This window comes from Coriobacteriia bacterium, assembly GCA_034370385.1.
Taxonomy (GTDB): domain Bacteria; phylum Actinomycetota; class Coriobacteriia; order Anaerosomatales; family PHET01; genus JAXMKZ01.
This window is the reverse complement of sequence record JAXMKZ010000051.1, coordinates 206,834-228,512: the sequence shown is the minus strand read 5'-3', so window position 1 is coordinate 228,512 and position 21,679 is coordinate 206,834. Positions and strand designations below refer to the sequence as shown.

The 21,679-nt window shown below is 65.9% G+C and carries 25 protein-coding genes; 9 read left to right on the top strand and 16 right to left on the bottom strand.

Going from position 1 to position 21,679, the window contains the following annotated elements; all coding sequences use genetic code 11:
• Window positions 1–39: 39 nt before the first annotated feature.
• The 7 genes from U1E26_11150 to U1E26_11120 form a co-directional block, all read right to left on the bottom strand.
• Window positions 40–1,311 carry a 3-isopropylmalate dehydratase large subunit gene (locus tag U1E26_11150; protein ID MDZ4170190.1) on the bottom strand — a complete coding sequence of 424 codons (1,272 nt, stop codon included), beginning with the start codon at window positions 1,309–1,311 and terminating at the stop codon, window positions 40–42.
• A 26-nt stretch (window positions 1,312–1,337) separates the two neighbouring features.
• On the bottom strand, window positions 1,338–2,507 hold the full coding sequence (nifV, locus tag U1E26_11145; protein MDZ4170189.1) for a homocitrate synthase: 1,170 nt from the start codon (window positions 2,505–2,507) through the stop codon (window positions 1,338–1,340).
• Between the two features lie 219 nt (window positions 2,508–2,726).
• Complete coding sequence (locus U1E26_11140; protein ID MDZ4170188.1) at window positions 2,727–3,140, bottom strand: putative toxin-antitoxin system toxin component, PIN family; 414 nt, start codon at window positions 3,138–3,140, stop codon at window positions 2,727–2,729.
• Window positions 3,130–3,384 carry a ribbon-helix-helix domain-containing protein gene (locus U1E26_11135; GenBank protein ID MDZ4170187.1) on the bottom strand — a complete coding sequence of 85 codons (255 nt, stop codon included), beginning with the start codon at window positions 3,382–3,384 and terminating at the stop codon, window positions 3,130–3,132. The genes U1E26_11140 and U1E26_11135 overlap by 11 nt, the downstream gene beginning before the upstream one ends.
• An 87-nt stretch (window positions 3,385–3,471) precedes the next feature.
• Window positions 3,472–5,646 (bottom strand): bifunctional 23S rRNA (guanine(2069)-N(7))-methyltransferase RlmK/23S rRNA (guanine(2445)-N(2))-methyltransferase RlmL, encoded by a 2,175-nt coding sequence (rlmKL, locus tag U1E26_11130; GenBank protein MDZ4170186.1) that lies wholly within the window; start codon window positions 5,644–5,646, stop codon window positions 3,472–3,474.
• Window positions 5,643–6,254: a hypothetical protein gene (locus tag U1E26_11125; GenBank protein ID MDZ4170185.1), complete on the bottom strand. Its 612-nt coding sequence runs from the start codon at window positions 6,252–6,254 to the stop codon at window positions 5,643–5,645. Before U1E26_11125 ends, rlmKL begins: the two co-directional genes overlap by 4 nt.
• 120 nt (window positions 6,255–6,374) lie before the next feature.
• Window positions 6,375–7,154 carry an NYN domain-containing protein gene (locus U1E26_11120; GenBank protein MDZ4170184.1) on the bottom strand — a complete coding sequence of 260 codons (780 nt, stop codon included), beginning with the start codon at window positions 7,152–7,154 and terminating at the stop codon, window positions 6,375–6,377.
• Window positions 7,155–7,278: 124 nt separating this feature from the next.
• On the opposite strand from U1E26_11120, the gene U1E26_11115 reads away from it, so the two are divergent.
• Both U1E26_11115 and U1E26_11110 read left to right on the top strand, forming a co-directional pair.
• The gene (locus U1E26_11115) at window positions 7,279–7,911 is read left to right on the top strand and encodes a hypothetical protein (GenBank protein MDZ4170183.1); all 633 of its coding nucleotides are present in this window, start codon (window positions 7,279–7,281) and stop codon (window positions 7,909–7,911) included.
• Between the two features lie 26 nt (window positions 7,912–7,937).
• Window positions 7,938–8,186 (top strand): glutaredoxin family protein, encoded by a 249-nt coding sequence (locus U1E26_11110; GenBank protein ID MDZ4170182.1) that lies wholly within the window; start codon window positions 7,938–7,940, stop codon window positions 8,184–8,186.
• A 1-nt stretch (window position 8,187) separates the two neighbouring features.
• Here the strand turns inward: U1E26_11110 and U1E26_11105 are convergent, their stop codons facing one another.
• The 4 genes from U1E26_11105 to U1E26_11090 are packed head-to-tail and all read right to left on the bottom strand — an operon-like array spanning window position 8,188 to window position 11,043.
• Window positions 8,188–9,114 carry an NAD(P)-dependent oxidoreductase gene (locus U1E26_11105; protein ID MDZ4170181.1) on the bottom strand — a complete coding sequence of 309 codons (927 nt, stop codon included), beginning with the start codon at window positions 9,112–9,114 and terminating at the stop codon, window positions 8,188–8,190.
• Window positions 9,111–9,968: a GNAT family N-acetyltransferase gene (locus U1E26_11100; protein ID MDZ4170180.1), complete on the bottom strand. Its 858-nt coding sequence runs from the start codon at window positions 9,966–9,968 to the stop codon at window positions 9,111–9,113. Before U1E26_11100 ends, U1E26_11105 begins: the two co-directional genes overlap by 4 nt.
• Window positions 9,969–9,980: 12 nt before the next feature.
• Window positions 9,981–10,553, bottom strand: a complete 573-nt coding sequence (locus U1E26_11095) for a flavodoxin family protein (GenBank protein ID MDZ4170179.1) — start codon at window positions 10,551–10,553, stop codon at window positions 9,981–9,983.
• Window positions 10,554–10,566: 13 nt separating this feature from the next.
• Window positions 10,567–11,043, bottom strand: coding sequence for a hypothetical protein (locus tag U1E26_11090; GenBank protein MDZ4170178.1), 477 nt, complete (start codon window positions 11,041–11,043; stop codon window positions 10,567–10,569).
• Window positions 11,044–11,330: 287 nt separating this feature from the next.
• Between U1E26_11090 and U1E26_11085 the strand changes: the two genes are divergently transcribed.
• From U1E26_11085 to U1E26_11065, 5 genes are all read left to right on the top strand, one after another.
• Window positions 11,331–12,689: a GTPase gene (locus U1E26_11085; GenBank protein MDZ4170177.1), complete on the top strand. Its 1,359-nt coding sequence runs from the start codon at window positions 11,331–11,333 to the stop codon at window positions 12,687–12,689.
• Window positions 12,686–13,195, top strand: a complete 510-nt coding sequence (locus U1E26_11080) for a PH domain-containing protein (GenBank protein MDZ4170176.1) — start codon at window positions 12,686–12,688, stop codon at window positions 13,193–13,195. The genes U1E26_11085 and U1E26_11080 overlap by 4 nt, the downstream gene beginning before the upstream one ends.
• Window positions 13,182–14,750 (top strand): PH domain-containing protein, encoded by a 1,569-nt coding sequence (locus tag U1E26_11075; GenBank protein MDZ4170175.1) that lies wholly within the window; start codon window positions 13,182–13,184, stop codon window positions 14,748–14,750. Before U1E26_11080 ends, U1E26_11075 begins: the two co-directional genes overlap by 14 nt.
• Window positions 14,747–15,694, top strand: coding sequence for a carbamate kinase (locus tag U1E26_11070; protein ID MDZ4170174.1), 948 nt, complete (start codon window positions 14,747–14,749; stop codon window positions 15,692–15,694). Before U1E26_11075 ends, U1E26_11070 begins: the two co-directional genes overlap by 4 nt.
• A gap of 143 nt (window positions 15,695–15,837) precedes the next feature.
• Window positions 15,838–16,410, top strand: a complete 573-nt coding sequence (locus U1E26_11065; protein MDZ4170173.1) for a hypothetical protein — start codon at window positions 15,838–15,840, stop codon at window positions 16,408–16,410.
• A gap of 88 nt (window positions 16,411–16,498) precedes the next feature.
• Here the strand turns inward: U1E26_11065 and pncA are convergent, their stop codons facing one another.
• Together pncA and U1E26_11055 are read right to left on the bottom strand one after the other, a co-directional pair.
• The gene (gene pncA, locus U1E26_11060; GenBank protein ID MDZ4170172.1) at window positions 16,499–17,134 is read right to left on the bottom strand and encodes a bifunctional nicotinamidase/pyrazinamidase; all 636 of its coding nucleotides are present in this window, start codon (window positions 17,132–17,134) and stop codon (window positions 16,499–16,501) included.
• Between the two features lie 3 nt (window positions 17,135–17,137).
• Entirely contained in the window at window positions 17,138–18,673 is a 1,536-nt protein-coding gene (locus U1E26_11055; protein ID MDZ4170171.1) for a nicotinate phosphoribosyltransferase, read from the bottom strand.
• Between the two features lie 130 nt (window positions 18,674–18,803).
• Here U1E26_11055 and U1E26_11050 point away from each other — a divergent pair, with 130 nt between their 5' ends.
• Together U1E26_11050 and U1E26_11045 are read left to right on the top strand one after the other, a co-directional pair.
• Window positions 18,804–19,055: a hypothetical protein gene (locus U1E26_11050; GenBank protein ID MDZ4170170.1), complete on the top strand. Its 252-nt coding sequence runs from the start codon at window positions 18,804–18,806 to the stop codon at window positions 19,053–19,055.
• Window positions 19,056–19,094: 39 nt separating this feature from the next.
• Entirely contained in the window at window positions 19,095–19,928 is an 834-nt protein-coding gene (locus U1E26_11045; GenBank protein MDZ4170169.1) for a 4Fe-4S binding protein, read from the top strand.
• Window positions 19,929–19,954: 26 nt separating this feature from the next.
• Here the strand turns inward: U1E26_11045 and U1E26_11040 are convergent, their stop codons facing one another.
• From U1E26_11040 to U1E26_11030, 3 genes are all read right to left on the bottom strand, one after another.
• Window positions 19,955–20,680 (bottom strand): hypothetical protein, encoded by a 726-nt coding sequence (locus tag U1E26_11040; GenBank protein ID MDZ4170168.1) that lies wholly within the window; start codon window positions 20,678–20,680, stop codon window positions 19,955–19,957.
• 96 nt (window positions 20,681–20,776) lie between these two features.
• On the bottom strand, window positions 20,777–21,241 hold the full coding sequence (locus U1E26_11035) for a hypothetical protein (protein ID MDZ4170167.1): 465 nt from the start codon (window positions 21,239–21,241) through the stop codon (window positions 20,777–20,779).
• Between the two features lie 192 nt (window positions 21,242–21,433).
• Window positions 21,434–21,676, bottom strand: a complete 243-nt coding sequence (locus U1E26_11030; GenBank protein MDZ4170166.1) for a thioredoxin family protein — start codon at window positions 21,674–21,676, stop codon at window positions 21,434–21,436.
• Between the last annotated feature and the right edge of the window lie 3 nt (window positions 21,677–21,679).

The window sequence follows — 21,679 nt, the reverse complement described above, 5'->3', positions numbered from 1 at the left end:
CCACTCACGTGACGCCGGTCGTCGTCTCGGTACCGTGCACTACCCCGCGAAGTACTTACGCGGATCGGTGATCTTGGCCTCGATGACCGATGCGGCCACCGTCGCCGGACTGCCCAGATAGATGAACGAGTTACTGTTGCCCATGCGACCCTTGAAGTTGCGGTTCGCCGTGGAGATGACGTTCTCGCCGTCGGATGGCACGCCGTTGTGGGTGCCCACGCACGGGCCGCAGCCGGGGGTCACGAGCGCCGCGCCCGCTTCAACCAACGTCTGGATGTAGCCTGCCTCGATGGCATCAAGCAGGATCTGCCGGGATGCGGGGGCGACGATAAAGCGGACGTCGGGGTGCACGCGCCGACCCTTCAGGATACTCGCGGCGATAGCGAAATCTTCCAGGCGGCCGTTCGTGCAGGTGCCCAAGACGCCCTCGGCTATCGGCGTTCCCTCAACCTCTTCGATGGGCGAGACGTTGTCGACGGCGTGCGGCTTGGAGATCTGCGGTCCGATGGTGCTCGCGTCGAAGGTGATCTCCTTCGCATACACCGCGTCGGCGTCGGGATCCTGAGGATTCGGCGTCTTCTCGCCACGCCCGTCAAACCACGCGAGCGTCTTGGCGTCGGCCTTCATGAGGCCCGCCTTCGCGCCCACCTCGATGGCCATATTGCTGATCGTCATGCGCGCCTCGACCGACAGCGCATCGATCACCGGGCCGTGGAACTCGATGGCCTCATAGGTCGCGCCGTCCACACCGATCTGTCCGGCGAGGTGAAGAATCAGGTCCTTGCTGAAGACGCCCGGCTGCATCGTCCCCGTGTAGGTGACCTTCATGGTGTCGGGCACCTTGAACCACAGCTTGCCCGACGCCATCGCGGCAGCGCCGTCAGTCGAACCGACGCCGGTCGAGAAGACGCCCAGGGCACCGTAGGTGCAGGTGTGTGAGTCACAGCCGACCATGAGATCGCCCGGGACCACGTGACCCTTCTCGGGGATGAGCTGATGGCAGACGCCCTCGCCCACGTCGTAGACGGTGGCTCCTGTCTGCTTGCCGAACTCACGCATCATCGTGTGGAGCGCGCTGACCCCTTCGATGGGGCTCGGCGAGCTGTGGTCCATGACGACCGCGACCTTTGCCGGGTCGAAGACCTCGGTCACCCCCATGTTGGCCAGCGCGCGAATGGCTAGCGGCGTCGTGCCATCTTGGCCCATGACGAAGTCGACGTCGGCCACGACGATGTCGCCAGCGTGCGCATCGGTGTCCGAATGGTTGCTGAAGATCTTCTCTGCGATGGTCTTGCCTGGCAGGGGAATCACTCTCCTCGGTCGTGCGGTGTGCGGACTTAAGCGCCGGTATCGACTCCATGCTCGGTGACGATGAACTCGCGGAACAACTCTACAAGCTCTTTGTCGAAGAGCGGGCGCTTGAGCTCGATGGCCTTGGTGCGGACGTGCGGCAGCAGCGCGGTGGCGTGCTCCCGCGACAGCGGAATACCGTACTCGCCGAACTTCATCTCCAGCGTGCGGCTGCCGGAGTGCTTGCCGACGACGATCTGACGCTCGCCGCCGACCTCGTCGGGACTGAACACCTCGTAGGTCTTGGGGTTCTTGATGACGCCGTCAGCGTGGATACCACTCTCGTGCGCGAACATATTGCTGCCCACGACCGGCTTCCACACGGGAACCGTACGGCCGGCTGCCGTCATGACGAAGTCGACCAGTTCGGTGAAGCGCTTCGTATCGGCTTCGAGCTCGAAGCCCTCGAGGTACTTGAGCGCCATGACGACCTCTTCGAACGCCGCGTTGCCGGCCCGCTCGCCCAAGCCGCCAACGGTGACGTTGACCCACGTCGCTCCGCCGTGAATGCCGGCGATAGCGTTGGCTACCGCCATGCCGAAGTCGTTGTGGGTATGCATCTCTATCTCGAGCCCTGTGTGCTCGATGAGCTCCTTGATGACCTTGTACGTGCGGAAGGGCTCCATGATGCCGATGGTGTCGCAGAAGCGCAGACGGTCGGCACCCTCGGCCTTCGCCGCAGCCGCATACTCGAGCAAGAACTCGAAACTCGTGCGCGAGGCATCCTCGGCGTTCACCGATACGTACACGTCGTGGCTCTTGGCGAACGCGACCGCCTCGCGAATGGAGTCGAGGACCCACGCGCGGTCCTTCATGAGCTTCGTCTCGATGTGGATGTCACTCGTGGCAAGCGAGATAGCGACGGCGTCAACTCCGCAGTCGATGGAGGTCTTGATGTCGGCGACGTTCGCGCGGTTCCAGCCCAAGACGCTGGCCTTGAGGCCGAGGTGTGCGATCTCTTCGATGACGTCGCGCTCATCGCCACCCATGACCGGGATGCCGGCCTCGATCTGGTCGATGCCGATCTCGTCGAGCATCGTGGCGATGGCGACCTTCTCCGCATTCGAGAAGACCACGCCGGCGGTCTGCTCGCCGTCACGCAGGGTCGTGTCGTCCAGCTTGACCGGCGCGTTGCCGAGCTTGCTCTCGACGGGCATCTCCCAGATCTGCGTCGTCTCCACGCGGCGAATCCTCCAACATCTCTAACGGCGGGGCGGGCGAACCCGAACGGTGAAACGCGGCTTCACGCCTGCGCGCACCGCAAGACGGGCACAGCGGGCGTAATTATACTTCACGGGTCAAGCAGTGCCAGGACGTCTCTGCACGCCGTCGAGGCCGCGAGGTCGCGCATGGATCCCGGCCCCAGGCGCTGCGACCTAGCTTGAGCCGCACCACCGTTCGGCAGCCTCGGCGCACGAGATGATCAGGACGCCCTCGAACTCGCCCAGCTCAAGCAGGTGCCGGTCTCCCGAAACGATGAAGCTCGCCTCCGACTCTAGCGCGCACTCAAGCACGCGGTTATCGGGATCGTCAGCAATGACGTCAAGGGAAACGCGCGGCTTGACGACCGTGGCGACCCGCGCGATCTGCCGCACCACGTCCTCCACTCGGGACTGACTGAAGCCCAGCTTGTCGACGAGCACGCGGGCGAGTTCGGCGAGAATCGCCGGCGACGTGGCGATCTCGATCTCATGCGTGATCGCCGCTCGCATGATCTCGGCAGGCACTCCACCGAACGCGTACGCCGAGACGTAGACGTTGGTGTCAAGGACCACCGACCTACCGGTCACTCCGGGACTCCGAAATCACTCTCTCCACGTCCGCTTCGGTCCGGATTCCGCGGTTCTCCGCCTGTTCGTGCCCGTGGGCGGCGATATCTTCGAACACCTCGAGCTCACGCTGCTCTCGATAGACGCGCACCATGTCGCGAAAGAGTTCGCTGCGACTGCGGCCCTCGTTGGCCGCCATGCGATCCACGAGCCTCGCTGTCTCAGGCGGTACAGAGAACCCGATCGTCACGGCCGTACGCCCCACCCTTGCTCCTTCATCGCACCTGAAATCTCCACGCCAGAGTACCACGGTTTGCAACCGTTTGCAACAGACCGATTCCGACGCCAACTCTCAGGCGCGCCGAATCGTCCAGCAGTGGTGCGCCGGGGGCGTGCGGTCGAAGTCCTTCGGGGTCGTGCGGCGCGTGACGTCGCGAACCGCCAGCCCGGCCGAAGCGAGCGCCTCCTCGTCCAAGACGAACTTGCGCCGGTTACACGAGAAGATGATGGTGCCGTCCTCCGCGAGAAGCTCCGCGACCGCAGACAGCAGCTCAGCGTGGTCGCGCTGCACGTCCCACGTGTCATCCATGCGCTTGGAGTTGGAGAACGTCGGGGGGTCGCAGAAGATGAGATCGAACCGTTCGCCACGTTCGCGCGCCGCCCCGATCCACGTGAGCACGTCGGCCCGAACCAACCGGTGTTCATTGCCGCTGAAGCCATTGCGCTCGAGATTGCGCCGGGCCCAGTCCAGATAGGTCTGCGACAGGTCCACCGTGGTGGTGGACGCCGCGCCGCCTGCCGCGGCGTACGCACTCACGCTGCCCGTGTAGGCGAACAGGTTCAAGAACCTCTTGCCGCCGGCAAGCTCGCGCACCCAAGCACGCGTCTCGCGATGATCGAGAAACAGTCCCGTGTCGAGGTAGTCAGAAAGGTTGATCTCGAAGTGCAGCCCGCCCTCAGCGATGATGCCGGTGACGCTGGATTGCGAGACCCGCTCGTACTGAGCGCTCCCGCGCTGTTTCTCGCGCCGCTTCACGAACACCGCATCGCGAGGCACTCCAAACACCTCGGCTGAGACCTCGGCCGCCAGGTCGAGCCGCTCCGCTGCCCGCCGCGGGTCGATGTCGGCCGGCGGCGCGTACTCTGCCAGGTGGATCCAGGTGCGGCCTTCGTCCCCAGCAGCGCCGTACACGTCGATGGCCACGTTGAAGTCGGGAAGATCGGCATCGTAGACGCGATAGCACGAAACACCCGTGCGCCGAGCCCATGTGCCGAAGTGCTTCGCCATCTTGCGCAGCCGATTCGCGAAGGCCTCTACCGAGGGGTCCGCTCCGCCGGCTGACGCTGATGGCGCGGCCCACCCGTTCGCCGAGTCGAACACGTACGCCTTGGCGGGGATTCGGCCGTTGAACAGTTCGTGGGTCCGTGCTGCCCGCACGCCCAGTCCACGCTCGAGCGACTCGTCGCTCGTGATGATGGCGAGCCCGTAGCCGTCGCAGCGCTCGCGCATGAGCACGGAGAGATCGCGGTAGAGCGAGGGCAGATCACGCCGATCAGACAACCGCTCGCCATAGGGGGGATTGCAGGCGACCAGTCCCGTGGCGGCACCGGCTGGGACCGCGGCGTCAGCAACGGCCGACACCGAGAGGACGACATGTTTGTCCAGCCCCGCTCGACGAACGCACGCGCGGGCGATCTCGATCGCCGCCGGGTCGGAGTCCGAGGCGGCTATCGGGACGAGCTTCTCAAGCCCGGCTTCGCACCGCTCGTCAGCCTCGCCCACCAGCGCATCCCACGCAGCGGCGTCGTGACCGAGCCAACGCTCAAAACCCCACCGCGCCCGCAGAATGCCCGGCGCGACGTCACCCGCCATCCACGCGGCCTCGATAGCCAAGGTGCCCGATCCGCACAGCGGGTCGAGGAACGCACCGCCCGCAGCGGCCGTCTGCGGCCACCCTCCAAACCCGAGCACTGCTGCCGCGAGTGTCTCCTTCATGGGAGCCGCAACCTGCACGCCCTGCTCGCGGTAGCCGCGCCGGTGCAAGGCGTCGCCCGACAGGTCGATCGACAGCCGAGCTCGGGACTCCCCCACCACCACGTTGACGCGAACATCGGGCGCGGACGTGTCGACGCTGGGTCGCTCGCCGAATCGCTCACGCAGACGATCGGCGATGGCGTCCTTGACCCGCACCGCGGTGAACTGCGTGTTGCGCAGCGCCGCATTCATGCCGACCGCATCGACGGCGATCGTACCCGAGGGGCGGATGTGGTCCTCCCAGGGGATGTCGTGCGCGGCCTCGTAGAGCCCGTCGGCGCTCGTCGCATCCGCATCCCCGAGCGACAACAGGATGCGCGAGGCGAATCTCGACCACAGGAGCGCTCGGTAGACGTCCGGCAAGCGCCCGGTGAACAAAACGCCCGAACGCTGCGGCCTCACTCCTCGGATCCGGAGCCGGCGCAGCTCATCGTCAAGCAGGGGCTCCAGACCGCGCGCGCACGGTGCGTAGAAGGACTGCTTCTCGCTCACTTACCCGACGACCCGCTGATCTTGACCCGCTCGTTCACGAGCATGCAGCGGTACGGAGCGAAGCCCCGCTCCTTCCAGAAGCCGGACACACCCCAGTCCACCTGGGCGCGAACCGCTCCGCGACCGCTGGACGACTGGTGGTAGGCGACGTAGCGCGTCTGCTTCTCATCGACCCATCCGGCAAACACCACCGCGTGGCCGTACGCCACCGGCTTGCCGCCGATCTTGAGATCCTTCGGGCGCAAGATGATGTCGCCGGGAAGCAGCTCGCGCTTGGTGATGGGGCGCATGACGTCATCGAGTGCGGCCGTCGAAAGCGAGAGCGGCCGGCCCGATCGGTCGGTCAGGCCCAGAGTCATCGATACGAAGCCTGAGCAGTCGGTGCGATATCCGTAGCGCGCGGGGTTCGTCGTGCTCGTCGCGATCAGGCGTCCGTCCAGCCGGGCGTAGCGGGACTGGCTGTAGGGCGTCTTGGTCGATATCCAGCGCTCGCCACGTGCCAGGACCTCGGCGCGCGTGATGGCATGCGCGCCCACGGGCATGACAAGGGCGGCGAACAGGGCGACAAGGATGAGCGCGACTGCGCGTGATGTGCCGTGGTGTGACATGGGCACCTGCTACGACTCGGCTGCGATGAATACGGCAAGACTCAGTATAGCATTCGGCGTCATACTCCGGCGCCCCAAGAGCGGAAGCGCGAATGTCCGTGACGGTCGTCACGCGGCCACCTAGTGAGCGAAGCCCTCCACCACGTAGGTGCCAGACTTCGGGTCGCGTCGCAACGTGATGAAGCCAAGCGTCTGGGCGTCCTCGAGGAACTGAGTGAACGACTTGTATCCGTAGGAAGACTCCGCGAACGACGGCTGCTTGCGCTTGATCGTGTCTTTGACGAGCGAGGAGTGCATGACCTCGACGTTCTCGCGCTGGAGCGCCTCCACCGTCTCGAATAGGAGCTTGAACGCCGGACGCTTCTTGCGCGGCAGTGCCTCGCCGATGGCGGGCGCGCCCGCGGCGGCCCCGATGTCCTCGTAGTAGATGAACTCGTCGCAGTTGGAGGCGAGCAGGTCGCTCGTCGAGTCCTTGAGCCCGACGCCGATGACCGTCTTGCCGTTCTCCTTGAGCTTGTTCACGAGTGGCGTGAAGTCCGAGTCGCCCGAAACGATCACGAACGTGTCGATGTGCTCCTTGGCGTAGCTGAGTTCCATCGCATCGACCACGAGCCGGATATCGGCCGAGTTCTTGCCGGTCATCCCCCGCTCCGGGATCTCCGTCAGCTCGATGCCCAGCTCATGGAGGGGCGTCACGTACTCGTTGAACCGGCTCCAGTCCGAGTACGCACGCTTTGCGACGATCTTCCCCTTCTCCACGAGGCGTTCAAGGATCCGCTTCATGTCGAGCATCTCGGCCTTGCGTCGCGCGGTACGCGCGCGGGCTCCCCGAGGCTCGAGGCCCAGCGCGAGATTCTCGAAATCTATGAATACAGCGAGCGAGTGCGCTTCGTCTGCCATGGTGAGTGAGTCCCCCCGAATAGAGGTGGAGGCCGCCTCGTGCGACTTTGCCACCATTGACATCGTACCCGAGTCGCAGACGGGGTACGAACAAAGAGAAAGCAGCCACGACTGAGGAGACCCCATGACCGTCGAAAACGCGAACAACGATGCGGTGACAGGCTTCGAGTCACCCACCGAATCCGAATCTCCAACCTACACCGTCGTCTCCCGTTCAGCGATGAAACACGCTGACGCGAGCACCCTCTCGGCCAGCGGTTGCGCCATCGGCGCAGCAAAGACCGGAACCCTGGAGGCGATGGGGTCGGCCATCGGGATGGCCACCGTCGAGGACGGCTTCGTCTCACGTTTCTCGGTGACCCCTCTCACCTGGGCAAAGGGCGATGCGTCCATTACCCAGTCCTACGCAAGCGCGCTCGTCGCAGGGGGCACGGTCGAGATGCACCAGTCTCTCGCTCCGGTCGTTGCGGGGCGAGTCGTTCATGTGACGACGTCTGGTAGCGGAGCCGTTGTGGCAAGCCAAGCCGAGGTGAACGGCGGCTTCGTGGGGATAGTGCTGGCGGGGCGAACGGAACTGTCGGACAACACCCGCGTGATGTTCGGCACCCGGGCCGCGCTCATCATCGGCGCTGCGCTACTCGGGGGCTTCGGCCTGATCGCGATCGCCGTCGTCATCGGCGTTCGCCGACTGGCCGCCTTGGGCCCCCTAGACATGGAGGCGATCGGCGATCTCATGCCGTGGCGTCGCCGCGACTAAGACCCGCTGATCACGAAGGAGAGACGATGCCCGCACCTACCGTGACCTTGTACTGCCGGACATGGTGTTCAGACTGCCACCGCGCCAAGGACTGGCTTGAGACACGCAGCATTCCGTACGTCGAGATCGATGTCGACCGTGACGCGGAGGCGCGCGCGTTAGCCGAATCGCTCAACGGTGGAAGGCTCCACACGCCGACCATCGTGTGCGAGGACGGGGTCTGCGTCGACTTTCGCCCGGACCGGCTGTGCGAACTGCTGGGTGTCGCGCCGTAGGTCAGAGACCAGCGACAGATGCATCGATGCCGAGGAGTTCGCGCTCCTCGGCATCCGCGTACAGCAGGCAGAGCGCCTGCGTCCCGAGTTCGCTGCCCCCACTCTCAAGCAGCGTCGAGTAGAGCCGCTCCGCCAGCTCGAGTCCCGGAAGCGTGAGGCCTGCGCTCTGCGCTTCGTCCAGCGCGATGCGCAGGTCCTTCACGAAGTGCTTCACGAAGAAGCCGGGGGTGAAGTCCCCGCTCAGCACGCGCGGACCGTAGTTCTGTAGCGTCCAAGACTGCGCGCTTCCGCCGGAAAGCGTCTCGATGACACGGGCCGGCTCGAGTCCGACCGCCTTGGCGTAGGTGAGGCACTCCGCCAGTCCGAACATCGAGGCGGCGATCGCGATCTGGTTCGCCATCTTGCAGTGCTGACCCGCACCCGGGCCTCCGTGGAGTGTGATCGTACGTCCGAGCGCTGCGAAGAGCGGACGTGCTCGCTCGAACGCCGCGCTCTCACCGCCCGCCATGATGGTCAGCGTCGCGCTCTTCGCCCCGATGTCCCCACCGGAGACGGGTGCGTCAAGCACCATCAGACCGCGCTCGGCGGCCTGACCCGCGATCCGAACCGCAAGCGCGGGTGATGAAGTGGTCATGTCGACGAGCAGGGCATCGGGTCCGGCGCACTCGATGATGCCGCCGGCGGCGAGATACGCCGCCTCCACATCGGAGGGGAATCCGACCATGGTGATGATCGCATCGGCACCTGATGCCGCTTCGCCCGCGGTCTGGCACCACGTCGCCCCGCGTTGAACCAGCGAATCCGTCTTCGCACGGGTCCTGTTGTGCACGCGAAGCGCGTAGCCGGCGTCCAGCAGGTGCCCGGCCATGGCCGCACCCATCACCCCGGTGCCCACGAATCCGATCGTTCCCACCGTGCCTGGGCTCATGCCACTCCCCCATCTTCATCGTGTGTCTCCGCTTGGCCATTCTCGTGCGGCGCTACGAGATTCACGCGCGTGTAGGCGACGCGGAAGCCGATCCGCTCCATATTGCGTTGCGAGGGTGATCCCGGGGCTGATTCGGTCACCGCAAGGTCGCAGCCCGCCTCGGCCCCCAGGGCAAGCCGCGCCGACTGCAGTGCCTGCTGCACGCCCCGTCGCCGGTAGGCAGGCATGGTCGCGTCGCCTGAGAGCCATGCCACGCCGTCTTCGACGTAGAGCTCGCCGGTCCCGGCCACCTCGCCATCGACGAGGGCGAGAAGCAGACGCGTGCCACGTCGAGCTGCGACGATGCGACCGAGTTCGAGCTGGGCGGCGAGCGGGGGCAGGGGGTAGGAGAAGCCCGTTGCAGCGGCGTAGGCCCAGGTGTCTCGGCCTTCGGCATCATCGACTTCGCGGATCTCTATGCTCGCGGGCGGTCGCGCCTGAGCATCCTCGGCCGTCACCGTGCGCACGAGGACGTTCTCGAATCCATCGATGACCCATCCACGCTCTGAGAAGCAGGCAGCCGCGGTGGGATGCGCGAGGGGGCTGAGCCCGACGTAAGGTTGGGCCGCACGCGAGACGAAGAAGCGCTCAACTGCGATCACGTCGTGCAACGAGACGGGCCCGGCAAACCCCAGCCCGAACGCCTGGTTGACGGGGGAACCTGCCCCGACGTAAGCGGCGACACCCCCGGCCAGCTCGAGCGCCACTGCTCCGCACGCCGAATCCAGGGAGTTAGCGGCTGCGACGAAACGCCGCATCTCCGCCGCAGCGAGAGCCTCGATCCGAGCGGCTAGATCGCGGTCAGCGTGCAGCACTCTCAAACCCCCCTAGCTGAGCCTCTCGAGTACCCACCCTAGATTCTCGCCGAGTCGGGCCATCGTCGCCATACCTTCTTCGTCGCTTTCGACGGCGCCCTTCGGCCCACCGACGCCCATGTTCCAGTAGTCCGATCCCACGACGATCATCTCGCCGATGAGGAAGAAGTGGTTGATGGTGTCAAACGCGTGAATGGCCCCGCCCCGGCGGACCGCTACCACCGCAGCGCCCGGCCTGCGCGCCAAGACGTTCCCATTGCCACGGGAGACGTAGCCTGCCCGGTCGATAAGCGCCTTCATCTCAGCCGTCACATCCGCGAAGTACGTCGGGCTGCCCAGTACGATCGCATCCGCGTCGAACAGCGCGCTGATGACGGCGTTGGCGTCGTCTCGACGACCGTGACACTGCCGGTCTGCCTTCTCGCGACACACCCCGCATGCCGTGCACCCGCGGACATCCTTGCCGGCCAGCTCGATAAGCTCGCATTCGTGCCCCGCGCTGCGAAGCGGGGCGAAGACCGCCTCGATCAAAGCGGCCGTGTTGCCACCTCGACGTGCAGATCCGTTCACTCCGACGATCTTCATGGCACTCCCCCGTCTAGGGAACGGGCGCTCGCATGGCTGCGAATGCCGCTTTCCAGAACACCCTGTCCGCCACCGCTAGAGCGGCTCCGATTCCCATGTAGATGGCGCCGAGGATTCCTGCTCCGATGAGGTCGGGTTGCACGAACGTGTTCCTGATGATGATGCCGCCCCCCATCATCGCACCGACGAACAGCCACGCCTTCCATGAGAAGAACCCGAAGAAGCAGGCGTGGTCGCGCGCATATATCCGCGCAACGGCCTTCACCGCCACCTTGTCGAGCACGAAGCGGGTCTTGGGCACCGCGATGACGATTGCGAGTACTGCTCCCAGAACCCACGCATGCCACGAACGGTCGTGGACGTATATCACGCCGCGCACCAACAGAATGCTCGCACCGATCGCCCACATGAGCGCCGCCGCGAAGAGCTGAACCCGGACGCCCGCGCGCGGGGTGAGCCTCTCGACCCACGTAGGAACCGGCCGGCTCACCATGAACCCCACGTCCACGACCCGCCCAGCACGCGCGATGCAGCACTCGACAATCGCTTCGCACCTGTGCTCATGCTCGCGCCGTGTTCAACGCACCAAGTGACGACGCACGGCGGCATGGGAATCCTCTCGAGACGCACGTCAGTATTGAGTGCGCGAATACTGTACACGAAGGGGTTGGCTCAATCCCTCGGAGGAGCAGAGCCCCGGCCCGAGCCCGTAGCATGCAACTAGGCGTAAAATCTATGCACACGTGCCCCGGAAGGGCACTCGTCGAGAGGAACCGCATGGCGCCTGCAACTCTTCCCGCTCCTCTGCCGCGCCGCGTGATAGTCATGGGCGCAGCCGGCCGGGACTTCCACGATTTCCTGGTAGCGATGAAGGAGGACATGAGCGTGGAGGTCGTCGCCTTCACGGCCACTCAGATTCCCGGGATCGATGACCGCACGTTCCCCGCTGCTCTGGCCGGCCCTCGCTACCCTGACGGAATCCCGATCCACCCGGAGTCCGAGCTTGCCGCGCTCATCGATGAACTGAACGCCCACGAGGTCTGCTTCGCCTACTCTGATATCGCGCACGAGACCCTCATGCACAAGGCATCACTCGTCTTGGCCTGCGGCGCGGACTTTCGCATCATCGGCCCCCGCGCGAGCATGGTGCCGTGCTCCAAGCCGGTCATCAGTGTGTGCGCGGTGCGAACCGGCGTGGGCAAGTCCGGAATATCGCGCCGCATCTTCGAGCGGCTGCGCGAGCGTGGCCTGCGGGCGGTCGACATCCGGCACCCGATGCCGTACCGGGATCTGACGACCATGGCAGTCGAGCGCTACGCCAGTATCGCCGACCTCGACCGACTCGGCGTCACCATCGAGGAGCGCGAAGAGTACGAGCACCTCGTCGAGGTGGGCGCGGTCGTCATGGCCGGCGTCGACTATGAGGCCATCCTGCGTGCAGCCGAAGAGGAGTCCGACGTCATCGTCTGGGACGGGGGCAACAACGACTGGCCGTTCTATCGCAGCGACCTTGAGATCGTGGCCGTCGACCCCCACCGCCCCGGCCACGAGCGCGCGTACTTTCCCGGCGAAGTGAACTTCTTGCGCGCAGACGTCATCGTGATCAGCAAGGTGAACACCGCCGACCCGGCTTCGGTAGCCGCCCTCACCGAGACCGCACAGCGGTACAACCCATCGGCCCGCGTGGTGCTGGCCGCGAGCGAGATCGTAGCCGCGGACCCGTCGGCGCTCTCCGGCAAGCGCGTTCTGGCCGTCGAGGACGGTCCGACCGTCACACACGGCGGTATGGGCTACGGCGCGGCGGCGCTCGCCGCCGAACAAGCCGGGGCGGCCGAACTCGTCAACGCCGCGCCGTACGCGGTCGGCTCGCTTGCCGACACCTATGCCGCGTACCCGCACATGACGCGCGTGCTTCCTGCTATGGGCTACTCGGACGCGCAGCTTGCCGACCTCCAAGCGACCATCGCCGCCACCCCCTGCGACGTCGTGGCTATCGGTACCCCCATCGACTTGGCACGCCTCATCGATATCGACAAGCCCGTCGTGCGGGTGACCTATCGCATCGAAGACGCCGGCACCCCCTCCCTTGACGACATCGTCGACGAGTTCGTGGACCGCCATGGGCTGGACTCGTGAGCACGCCGACAACGGCGTCTAGCGACGCGGGCACCCCGCGAAACCCGCTCGACCCCAAGGTGAAGACGGCCTGGCGGCTGCAAACGTTGGTCTCGATGGCGCTGCCGATCCTCGGCGCCCTGCTCTTCCTTGGCCTGGGTCCGACGATGGGCGTGCCTCTGTCGTGGCCGCTCATCGTTCTGCTGTGTGTGCTTATCGTGCTGCTCCTGTCCCAAACCATCGCCCCCGAGCTCCGCTACCGCCGATGGCGCTGGGAGGTTCTCGAAGAGGAGATCCGCCTTCAGGAGGGGCTTATCGTGGTGTCGCAGACCGTGATACCGATGGTTCGGGTTCAGCACGTGGATACCTCGCAGGGCCCCATCATGGGGGCTTTGGGCTTGTCGGACGTTCACATCTCGACGGCAGCCGGGCGGCACACCATCCCGGCGCTGGCCGACGAGCACGCCGCACAGTTGCGTGACCGGATCGCGGTCCTGGCGAGGGTGACCGACGATGGCGGACTCTGAACTGAGACGAACCCATCCCCTGACGGTGGCGGTGCGAACCGCGTCGACCGTGGGGCAAGCCGTCGTGGCCTTCGTCGCCCTGTCCTTTATAGGGTCAGCGGGCGGTCGAGACACTCTGGCCACCATCGGCCTTGCCGCAATGGTCGTGCTCGGCGCGTTGATCACCAGCGCCTTCGCGTGGCTGAACTGGGCGTTCTTTCGCTACGGCGTGCAGGGCACCGACCTGGTGATCACCGAGGGGTGGCTCATCAAGAAGCACCGCGCGATTCCGCTGGCGCGCGTGCAGGGCATCGATATCCGTGCTGGGCTTGTTGCGCGCGTGCTCGGGCTCGCCGACGTGATCGTTCAGACCGCAGGAGGCGGCGAGGGCGAACCGGAGGCCCGAATCGGCTCGATCCCCCTGTCCGACGCCGAGCGGCTGCGCGCCAACCTCCTGCTCGAACGCGACGAAGTCGCAGACTCACGCACCGGCGAGACGATCGTAGGTCCCGACCCGGTGGGCAGGATGAGCGATCTGCGCGGCGTCCTAGGGGGTGTCGAGGTCGTGGATTCGGCGCCCGTGTTCGAGTACCGGCTGCCCCTGTCTCGCCTGGTTATAGCCGGAGTCACCTCCAACGCGGTGCTGGCCACGACCTTCGCCGGCATCGCCTTCACCGCGCAGATCGGCGAGGTCTTCGGCTCAGCCTTCGATCGAACTGCCGGACTGCTGGCTTCACTCGCCGTCCCGGTCCTTGTGGCGGTTTCGCTGCTGGCGGTGGCTGTTGTGGTCACCGTCTCCATCGCGGTGGTCGTGGCGCGGGACTTCGGGTTCGTCGCGCGCCGCGTGCGAGACCGGCTTGAGACCGAGGCCGGGCTCACCGAGCGACGGATGACCAGTCTGCCGGTCAGGCGCATACAAGCGGTTCGCATCGAGCAACCGCCGTTGAGACGGCTCATCGGCTTCACGTCCGTGTACGCCGATACCGCCGGATTCGGGCGCGGCGAACAGCAGAAATCAACCACCGCGGCGGCGATCCTTCCCCTGGCACGCGCAAAGGAGGTCCGCCCCCTCATGCACGAGCTGTTGCCTGAGGCCGAGCAGTTTCCCACCACACGACCGGTTCCGCGTCGCGCATTGCGCTTCTACGTGACCTGGCCGACGATTCTGTCTGCGGGCATCACCCTGCTCGTGGTCGGCGTAGGGTTGCAGCTCGTGGCGCCGCTCGCAGATGATGACGCGCTCACCGCGGCCGTGCCGGGCATCGTCGCCATCGCGTGCCTCGCGGTGGCCACCGTCACCGCGGTGTTTCGGGCAGCTGCCTGGCGGGGTGCGGCCTTCGGGGCCGACGAGAGCGCCCTGTGTATCGAGCGCGGAATGCTCGGCCGCTACACCGTCAGACTGTCGCGTTCTCGCATCCAGTCCCTCACGTGGCGCCAAACGCCGTTTCAGGCTCGGGCCGGGCTCGCGACACTCAGTGTCGCCTCCGTCTCGGGATCCTCAGGGGCCAACCATGTCGTGCGAAACATCGAGCTCGAGGATGCCCGCCGTCTCGCGGAATGGTACTCGCCCTCATGAGCGCACGCAGTGACACCACCCTCGTGATCGCCCTCGGCGGCAACGCACTGGCCAGGTTCGGCGACGACGGCACCGTCGCGGCGCAGTACGAGCGCGCCGCCCAGGCGATGAGCGCGGTGGCAGACCTCGCCACCGATGGCTGGCGCACGGTGGTTACACACGGCAACGGGCCGGTAATCGGCGCGATAGTGCTGCGAGGCGAGCTTGCGGGCGCCCTCGTGCCGCCCACGCCGCTCTACATCTCCGGAGCGGACTCCGAGGGTGGAATCGGGCTCATGCTTCAGCAGGTACTCGGCAACGAGCTGCGCGCGCGCGGCGTCACCACCACGGTGGCCACCGTGGTGACCCAGGTGGTGGTCGACCGCGCTGATCCAGCGTTCGCGCATCCCACCAAGCCGATAGGAACCTACTACGATGATGAGGCGGCCGAGCAGCTGCGCGATCGCCATGGCTGGATGCTTGCCAAAGAGCCGGGGCGCGGTTGGCGGCGCCTCGTCGCCTCGCCGTGCCCCCAACGCGTCGTCGAGACCCTCGCCATCTCGACCCTGCTTCAAGCGGGCATCCTGCCCATCGCCGCGGGCGGAGGCGGTGTCCCGGTCTTCGAAGACGAAAGCGGAGCGCTCACCGGTATCGACGCCGTGATCGACAAGGACCGCACGGCCGCTCTGCTCGCCCACGCCCTGGGCGCACGGATGCTTGCGATCGTCATGGAACAAGACGCCGTCTACACGGAGTTCGGTACTCGTCACGCTCGTCGCATCGAGCAGCTGGACGCACACGAGGCCGTAGCGCTTTCGGCACGATCTCCCGAAGGCAGTATCGGTCCGAAGCTCCAGGCGGCCGGCTGGTTTGCCGAGCGCGGCGGAACCACGGTGATCTGCAGCGCCGAGAATCTGAGCGTGGCGCTCGCGGGGCAGGCGGGCACCCGGGTCGGGGGCGCGTGAGCGGCGCGCTGATGCTTTCGACGGTAGCCTGCGGTGCGCTGTGTGACGACAGTCACATGCACGATCCACGCCCCGCTCATGCCCCGGCTTCGCAACCCCGATAGGCTCAGTACGACACCACGTGCCACTTCGAGGAGCCAGCAGTGCTGACCGCAACGTCCGGCCTAGCGCAGATCCGCTCGAACTACTCCGCAGAGCCGCGCGACCTCATGCGCGTGCTGCTGAACTCCACCTCGGCTGCGGAAGCGAATCTGGCGCTGGAAGTCCTGCGCGCCAGCGTCCCTGAGAGGGCGCTCGTATGCGCGTGCAACCTACGCGAAGTCATTCGCGCGCTGCCGTCATCGCCGTTCGCCATGCGCGTCGACGAGACCACCCTCGCCAAAGCGGCAGGCCTCACCCGCCACATGGCCACCCTTGAGAAGACGCTCGGTGACGGTACTGAACTCATCGTGACGACCGCCGGCAACCTGGTTCTCGACATCATCATCCGGCACGAGGATCACAAGCTGTTCTGGAATCCGATTCCCGTCACCGACGACTACGTGAACACGGGCGTGCTCGACCTGCTCGTGGAAAGCGACTATCTGCTTGAGGCGGTCATAGACCTCGCACAGTGCATGGGCGTGGTCTTGAACCCGAAGTTCTATCTCTCCTTGGACGACTGGCATCTGGAGTACGCCGCCGACGTGTTCGACGGGCTGGGAGACCTCTTCTGATACACCCGTGAGACCCGCGACCGGGTAGGGACACCCCGAGACGCAGCACCCTGCCCCACACATGAAGCACGCCCGGTCGCGGGGGCACTCACCTTCTGTGGTCCGCCCTCGCCAACGCGCCGGCGAGCGACACGATCTCACAACCTGCGGCGCGCAACTCGGCGAGGGAAGCTGCGCCGTCACCCGATGCGAGATCGACCGCGCGCACCCCGTCCTCGACCACCGAAACCCGCAGCCCCAGCGCGATACCGTCAAGCGCCGTGTACTTGACGCAGTAGTCGGTCGCAAGCCCCACCAGGGCGACCGAGCCGACGCCGCGCTCCTGCAGGATGCTCGCCAGACCGGTATCGCGTTGATGGCCGTTGTCACGAAAGCCGCTGTAAGAGTCGATCGCGGAATCGGTGCCCTTGCGCACCACGATGTCGACGTGCGCGATGTCGAGCCCGGAGTGAAACGAGGCACCGGGGGCGTCTTGGACGCAATGGTCCGGCCACAGCACTTGATCCACGCCACCAAGCACGACCGTCTCGCCCGGCTCGGCGTTGCGGTGATTAGAAGCGAACGAGCCGTGCTCGGCCGGATGCCAGTCCTGTGTGGCGACCACCAGCTCGTGGAGCGGCGCGAGGACGTTGGCCACACCCACCACTTCATCGCCGAGCGGAACGGGCAGCGAGCCAAACGGCATGAAGTCGTTCTGGATGTCGATCAGCAGCAAAGCGTGCATCGGTCAGCCCCTCGAGTCCGGCCAACCCGCGGCCTCCGCCTCTGCGAGAGCAGCGGGGCTCGGCACGGACTCCTCGACTCCGATTCCGCGGGCCTTGAGCACCAACGCCGTTCGCAGGTCATGCAGGCCACGCTCCAGCCCCACCGGATAGGCATGGGGATTCAAGAATCTCTTGATAGTGGGATCGAGCTCTTCGACGGCGTCGATCGCGCGCTGACGCACGTCTGCCAGCGGCGGCTTGTCATAGACCAGCCGTCCCCCTTCGAAGACCGGAACCAAGAGGTCCTCGCAGCTGAGCGCCTCGGAGAATGACTTGCGACGCGTGGCGTCTGACGGGTCTACCATCACCGCGTCACCTTCGGGCTCGTGATGGATGTCATATACCATGTCGCCCGCAAGGGATCCGTCGACACGGCGAAAGCGCCTGACCCCGTGGACTCCGGGGGTGGTCACTTTGGCCGCCTGCTCCGACACCTTGATGCGCGGCACCCATCGCTGCTCGCCCGGGCGACGGATCGCCGATAGCTTGTACACGCCACCAAGCGCAGGTTGATCCCATGCCGTCACGAGTTTGGTGCCGACGCCCCACACGTCGACCGCGGCGCCCTGGTCCTTGAGCGATGCGATGAGGTGTTCGTCCAGCTCATTACTGGCCACGACCTTCGTATCGTTGAGCCCAGCCTCGTCAAGCATCTCGCGAGCCCTACGCGAGAGCCACGCCAAGTCGCCCGAGTCGATCCTCACGCCAAGCAGTCGTTGTCCCCGCGCCACCAGTGACCGCCCGGTCTCAACGGCGTTGCGAACGCCCGCGAGCGTATCGTAGGTGTCCACGAGCAAGGTCACGTTGTTGGGCAGGGCATCAGCGTAGGCCGCGAAAGCCTCCGCCTCGCTATCGAAAGCCATGACCCACGAGTGAGCGTGCGTCCCGGCAACGGGAATGCCGTATCGCTGCCCCGCCGCCACGTTCGACGTGGCCGTGCACCCACCGATGTAGGCGGCCCGGCTGGCGGAGATTCCTCCGTCGGGGCCCTGCGCCCGGCGGAGCCCGAACTCCAGTAGCCCGTCCCCACCGGCCGCGAGGCGGCAGCGAGCCGCCTTCGTGGCGACAAGGGTCGAGAAGTTGATGCGGTTCAGCAGCGCGGTCTCCACGAGCTGGCACATCGGCAGAGGCCCTGACACGCGCAGTAAGGGTTCGCGCGGAAACGCAACGGTACCCTCAGGCATCGCAGCGACATCTCCCTCGAACCGCATCTCAGCAAGCCACTCAAGGAAGTGCAGACGGAACAGCGGTTGCCCGTCGGCGCCGTTGAGTGAGGCGAGGTAGTCGATGTCTTCAGCGGCGACACGAAACTCACGGAGGAGCTCGATGACATGTTCAAGACCACACGCCACGGCGAAGCCGCCCCCGAAGGGATTCTCGCGAAACGTCAGATGGAAGCATGCCTCTGTGTCTGCAAGACCGGCCGACAGGTACGCTTGCGCCATCGTCAGCTGATACAGATCCGTCAACATGGCGCTCGGCGCCACACCGTGTTCCATCAGGCCGCCCCTCCTCGATCCCTTTCGAGACGACAGCGTAGCACCGGACATGGTCGTGTGGTGCTGCCGCGCATCGATCGCACACCCTTTCGCGCAACGTAGGAAAGCGGGGCGATAGAGACGTGCGCGGATGGGTAGTATCCTCATCGCGGCATGGGTGGGAACGGCCGCATCGGAGCGGAGGATCACTATGGGAACGTCGATGGATCAAGCGCCGAGACGCACGGAAAGCGACTCGCCCGTCGATGTCGCAAGCTGGGCGCGCGACGAGGCCGTCCCTCGCGTATCATGGGGCCACGACCCGTATGCGGATGCCGAGCTCAGACTGCGCACCGAGCGCACGCGCTCCATGATCGAGAAGGCGCGTCTCCAGCTCTTCTGAGACCCCGGTACGCCGCGTCGACGATCCGCCGGGAGCATCATGTGTCGTTTCTGCGTCGAGCATGGCGAAGGTGAACGCTGGTATCTGAACGCGCAGAACTACGCTCACGACCTCAACAGCGACCTTCGTCGCCGTGACTACGTCGTGGGATTCATCGGGGGCTTCGGCGAAACACGATCCTCGGCTCTCAGGTGGGTGGATCGGCTGGATCGGCTGCCCGCCCCGCTTTCCCGCGTCGGCCGCGAACTCGTGTCGCGACGCATGCAGGCGAAGCACTTCGGGCAACCGGTGCCTATCGAGGAGTGTGCGCGCATCTTTGACCTCTCGACCTCGATCACGCTGATTCCCTGCGTCTGCAGAATGCACACGCCCGGACAGCGCGCCGACGAGGTATGCATCTTGGTCACAACACAGCCCGTCGATGCGGTACTCGAAGAGGGTTTCCGTGACTACCAGAACGGGCCCGATGCGCGGGACTTCCAACGCCTCACCAAGCCTCAGGCGATGGACCTACTGGCACAGTGCGAGCGCGACGGCCTCATGCACTCCGCGTGGACGTTCCTCACGCCCTTCACGGCCGCGATATGCAACTGCAATCTGGAAAGCGGGTGCATGGCGATGCAGATGAGTATCGCTCGCGACGTGAAGGTGATGTGGCGCGGCGAATGGGTGGCCACCCTCGATGATGAGCGATGCACGAGATGCGGCGCGTGCGTACGTCGCTGTCCGTTCGACGCGATAGTCGCGAACGGTCAGGCGAGCGTGGACCCGGCGAAGTGCTGGGGCTGTGGAATCTGCCGCTCGGCCTGCAGGGTCGACGCCCTTGCACTGGTCGACCGCCGAGAGGTGCCTGCCGTCGCCGACCTTTGGTGACGCGAGCTTCGCGTCACGTGGCGTTACTACGGCGCAGCTGTGGCTTCTGCGCCGGATGTGGCCTCGGCTCCGGCGGTCGATGGCGCACTGATCGGGACCGGCGCGACGGGGACAGGCTCGACGGCCGCCATACCCAGTAGCGAGGCGAACCCAAGGGCGAACCCCGCCACCCCCACGACGACAGCCAGAACGGTCGTGGCGATGCCGACTATCAGAACGGTGCGCGCCCCTTTGGGGTTGCGCTTCTTCAGCACAAGCCACCCGACCAGTCCGCCAAGCCAACCGAACAGCACCGCCAGCAGCCACCAGTAGAGGGGAACGCGAGGCGCGATGTCGGCAGCGTCGCCCACCCCCTCGAGAGGAGGCAGGTCGAGAAAGTCATCAGAAGAAGGAGCGGAGTCGACCGCCGGCCAACTCGCCGACTCATCGGAACCGGGGACCGCCACGGCCTGGGCGGGCGCAGAGGTGGGCTCGATGGCAGCCGGGGTCGCCGCGGGTCCGAACTCGAACATGCCGTCGTCCCCAGCGGGCGGGGCCGGCGCGGCAGGTGCCGCCGGCGTTGCGGTGCGCGCAGGCCCCAGCGAGTCGCCGTCGAAAGCCAACGCCAACTCAGGATGTACCGCGGCAAACTGCTGCAGCGCTTCTGACGCCTCAGCCGGTGCCATTCCCTGCAGATCCGTCGGCCGGGCCCGACCGCTCACATCGAGTAGCAGCGCGATGAAACTGTCTGTCTTGGCGTTCAGTGCTGTCACGCTGACCTCCCGCGGTGGTGGACCCTCCTCATTGCAGTATCGGTCGTATCGGGCGGTTCGTGAACCTCCCGAGACCAACTGCCCCGCCAAACGTCATCATTCCCGGTAGCGAGGGCGGCCCCTCGCTTGCCATTCTCGGTATTCTGACGCGTCCTTGGGCAATCGGGTGTGGCGGTTCACGAACCTCTTGTGCACCAGGATCGCCACGAGGTCCACGCTGCCCCCTACAGCCCCACTTCGGCCGAGCGCTACGTGCCGCGCCAGCGCGTCGTCCTCGTATCTGATGCGCAACGGCATCCCTGTGACGTTGGGAACATAGAGCCCGTCGCACAGAGAGAAGCGGTACTCCCATTCCCATTCCAGGTCCCCCGAGAGCTCGCCCGAGGCGAAGTCCCTCTCGAACGAAGCGGCGTCGGAGTCAGGACTCGACGTGAGTATCGCCCGGACCACCACCGCTGCGGCCGCCACGGTTGGATCCGGATCGCGTGTCGCGCACGCGAGCCAGGACTCTCGGTGCGGCGTCTCAACCACTTCGAGCAGACCGACCGCCCGGCGCCTCACGCGCGGGTTTTTCGCGCCCAACGCGAGTTCAAACCACCGGATGGTCCTTGGATCACTGTCGAACGCCGACACCCTGTCCGCCCTTCTCCCCGTGCATGAGTTATCGCACACAGGTCTGACAGGAAGGACGGTGTCAACGTGATGCTGGATCGCCCGTCGTGTCCGGCGAGGTTCGCCTCCGGATCGAGCACCCTACTGCGACAAGCTGAACAGGGCGTTGTCCACCTCGGCACGCAGCTCGTCATCGGTCTTCGGCCCGATCCATCGCTTGACCTCTTTGCCGTCGGGCGCGACCAGAACCGTGGTCGGCACCCCCTGGACCCCCTGGGCTGAGGCGAACGTGCTCGCTGCGGCGTCCTTGTCCAGTTCTCCGTAGATGACGAAGTCGATCTGATCGTCGTAGCTTTGCTGGAGCCCGTCGACCACGGGCTTCATCGG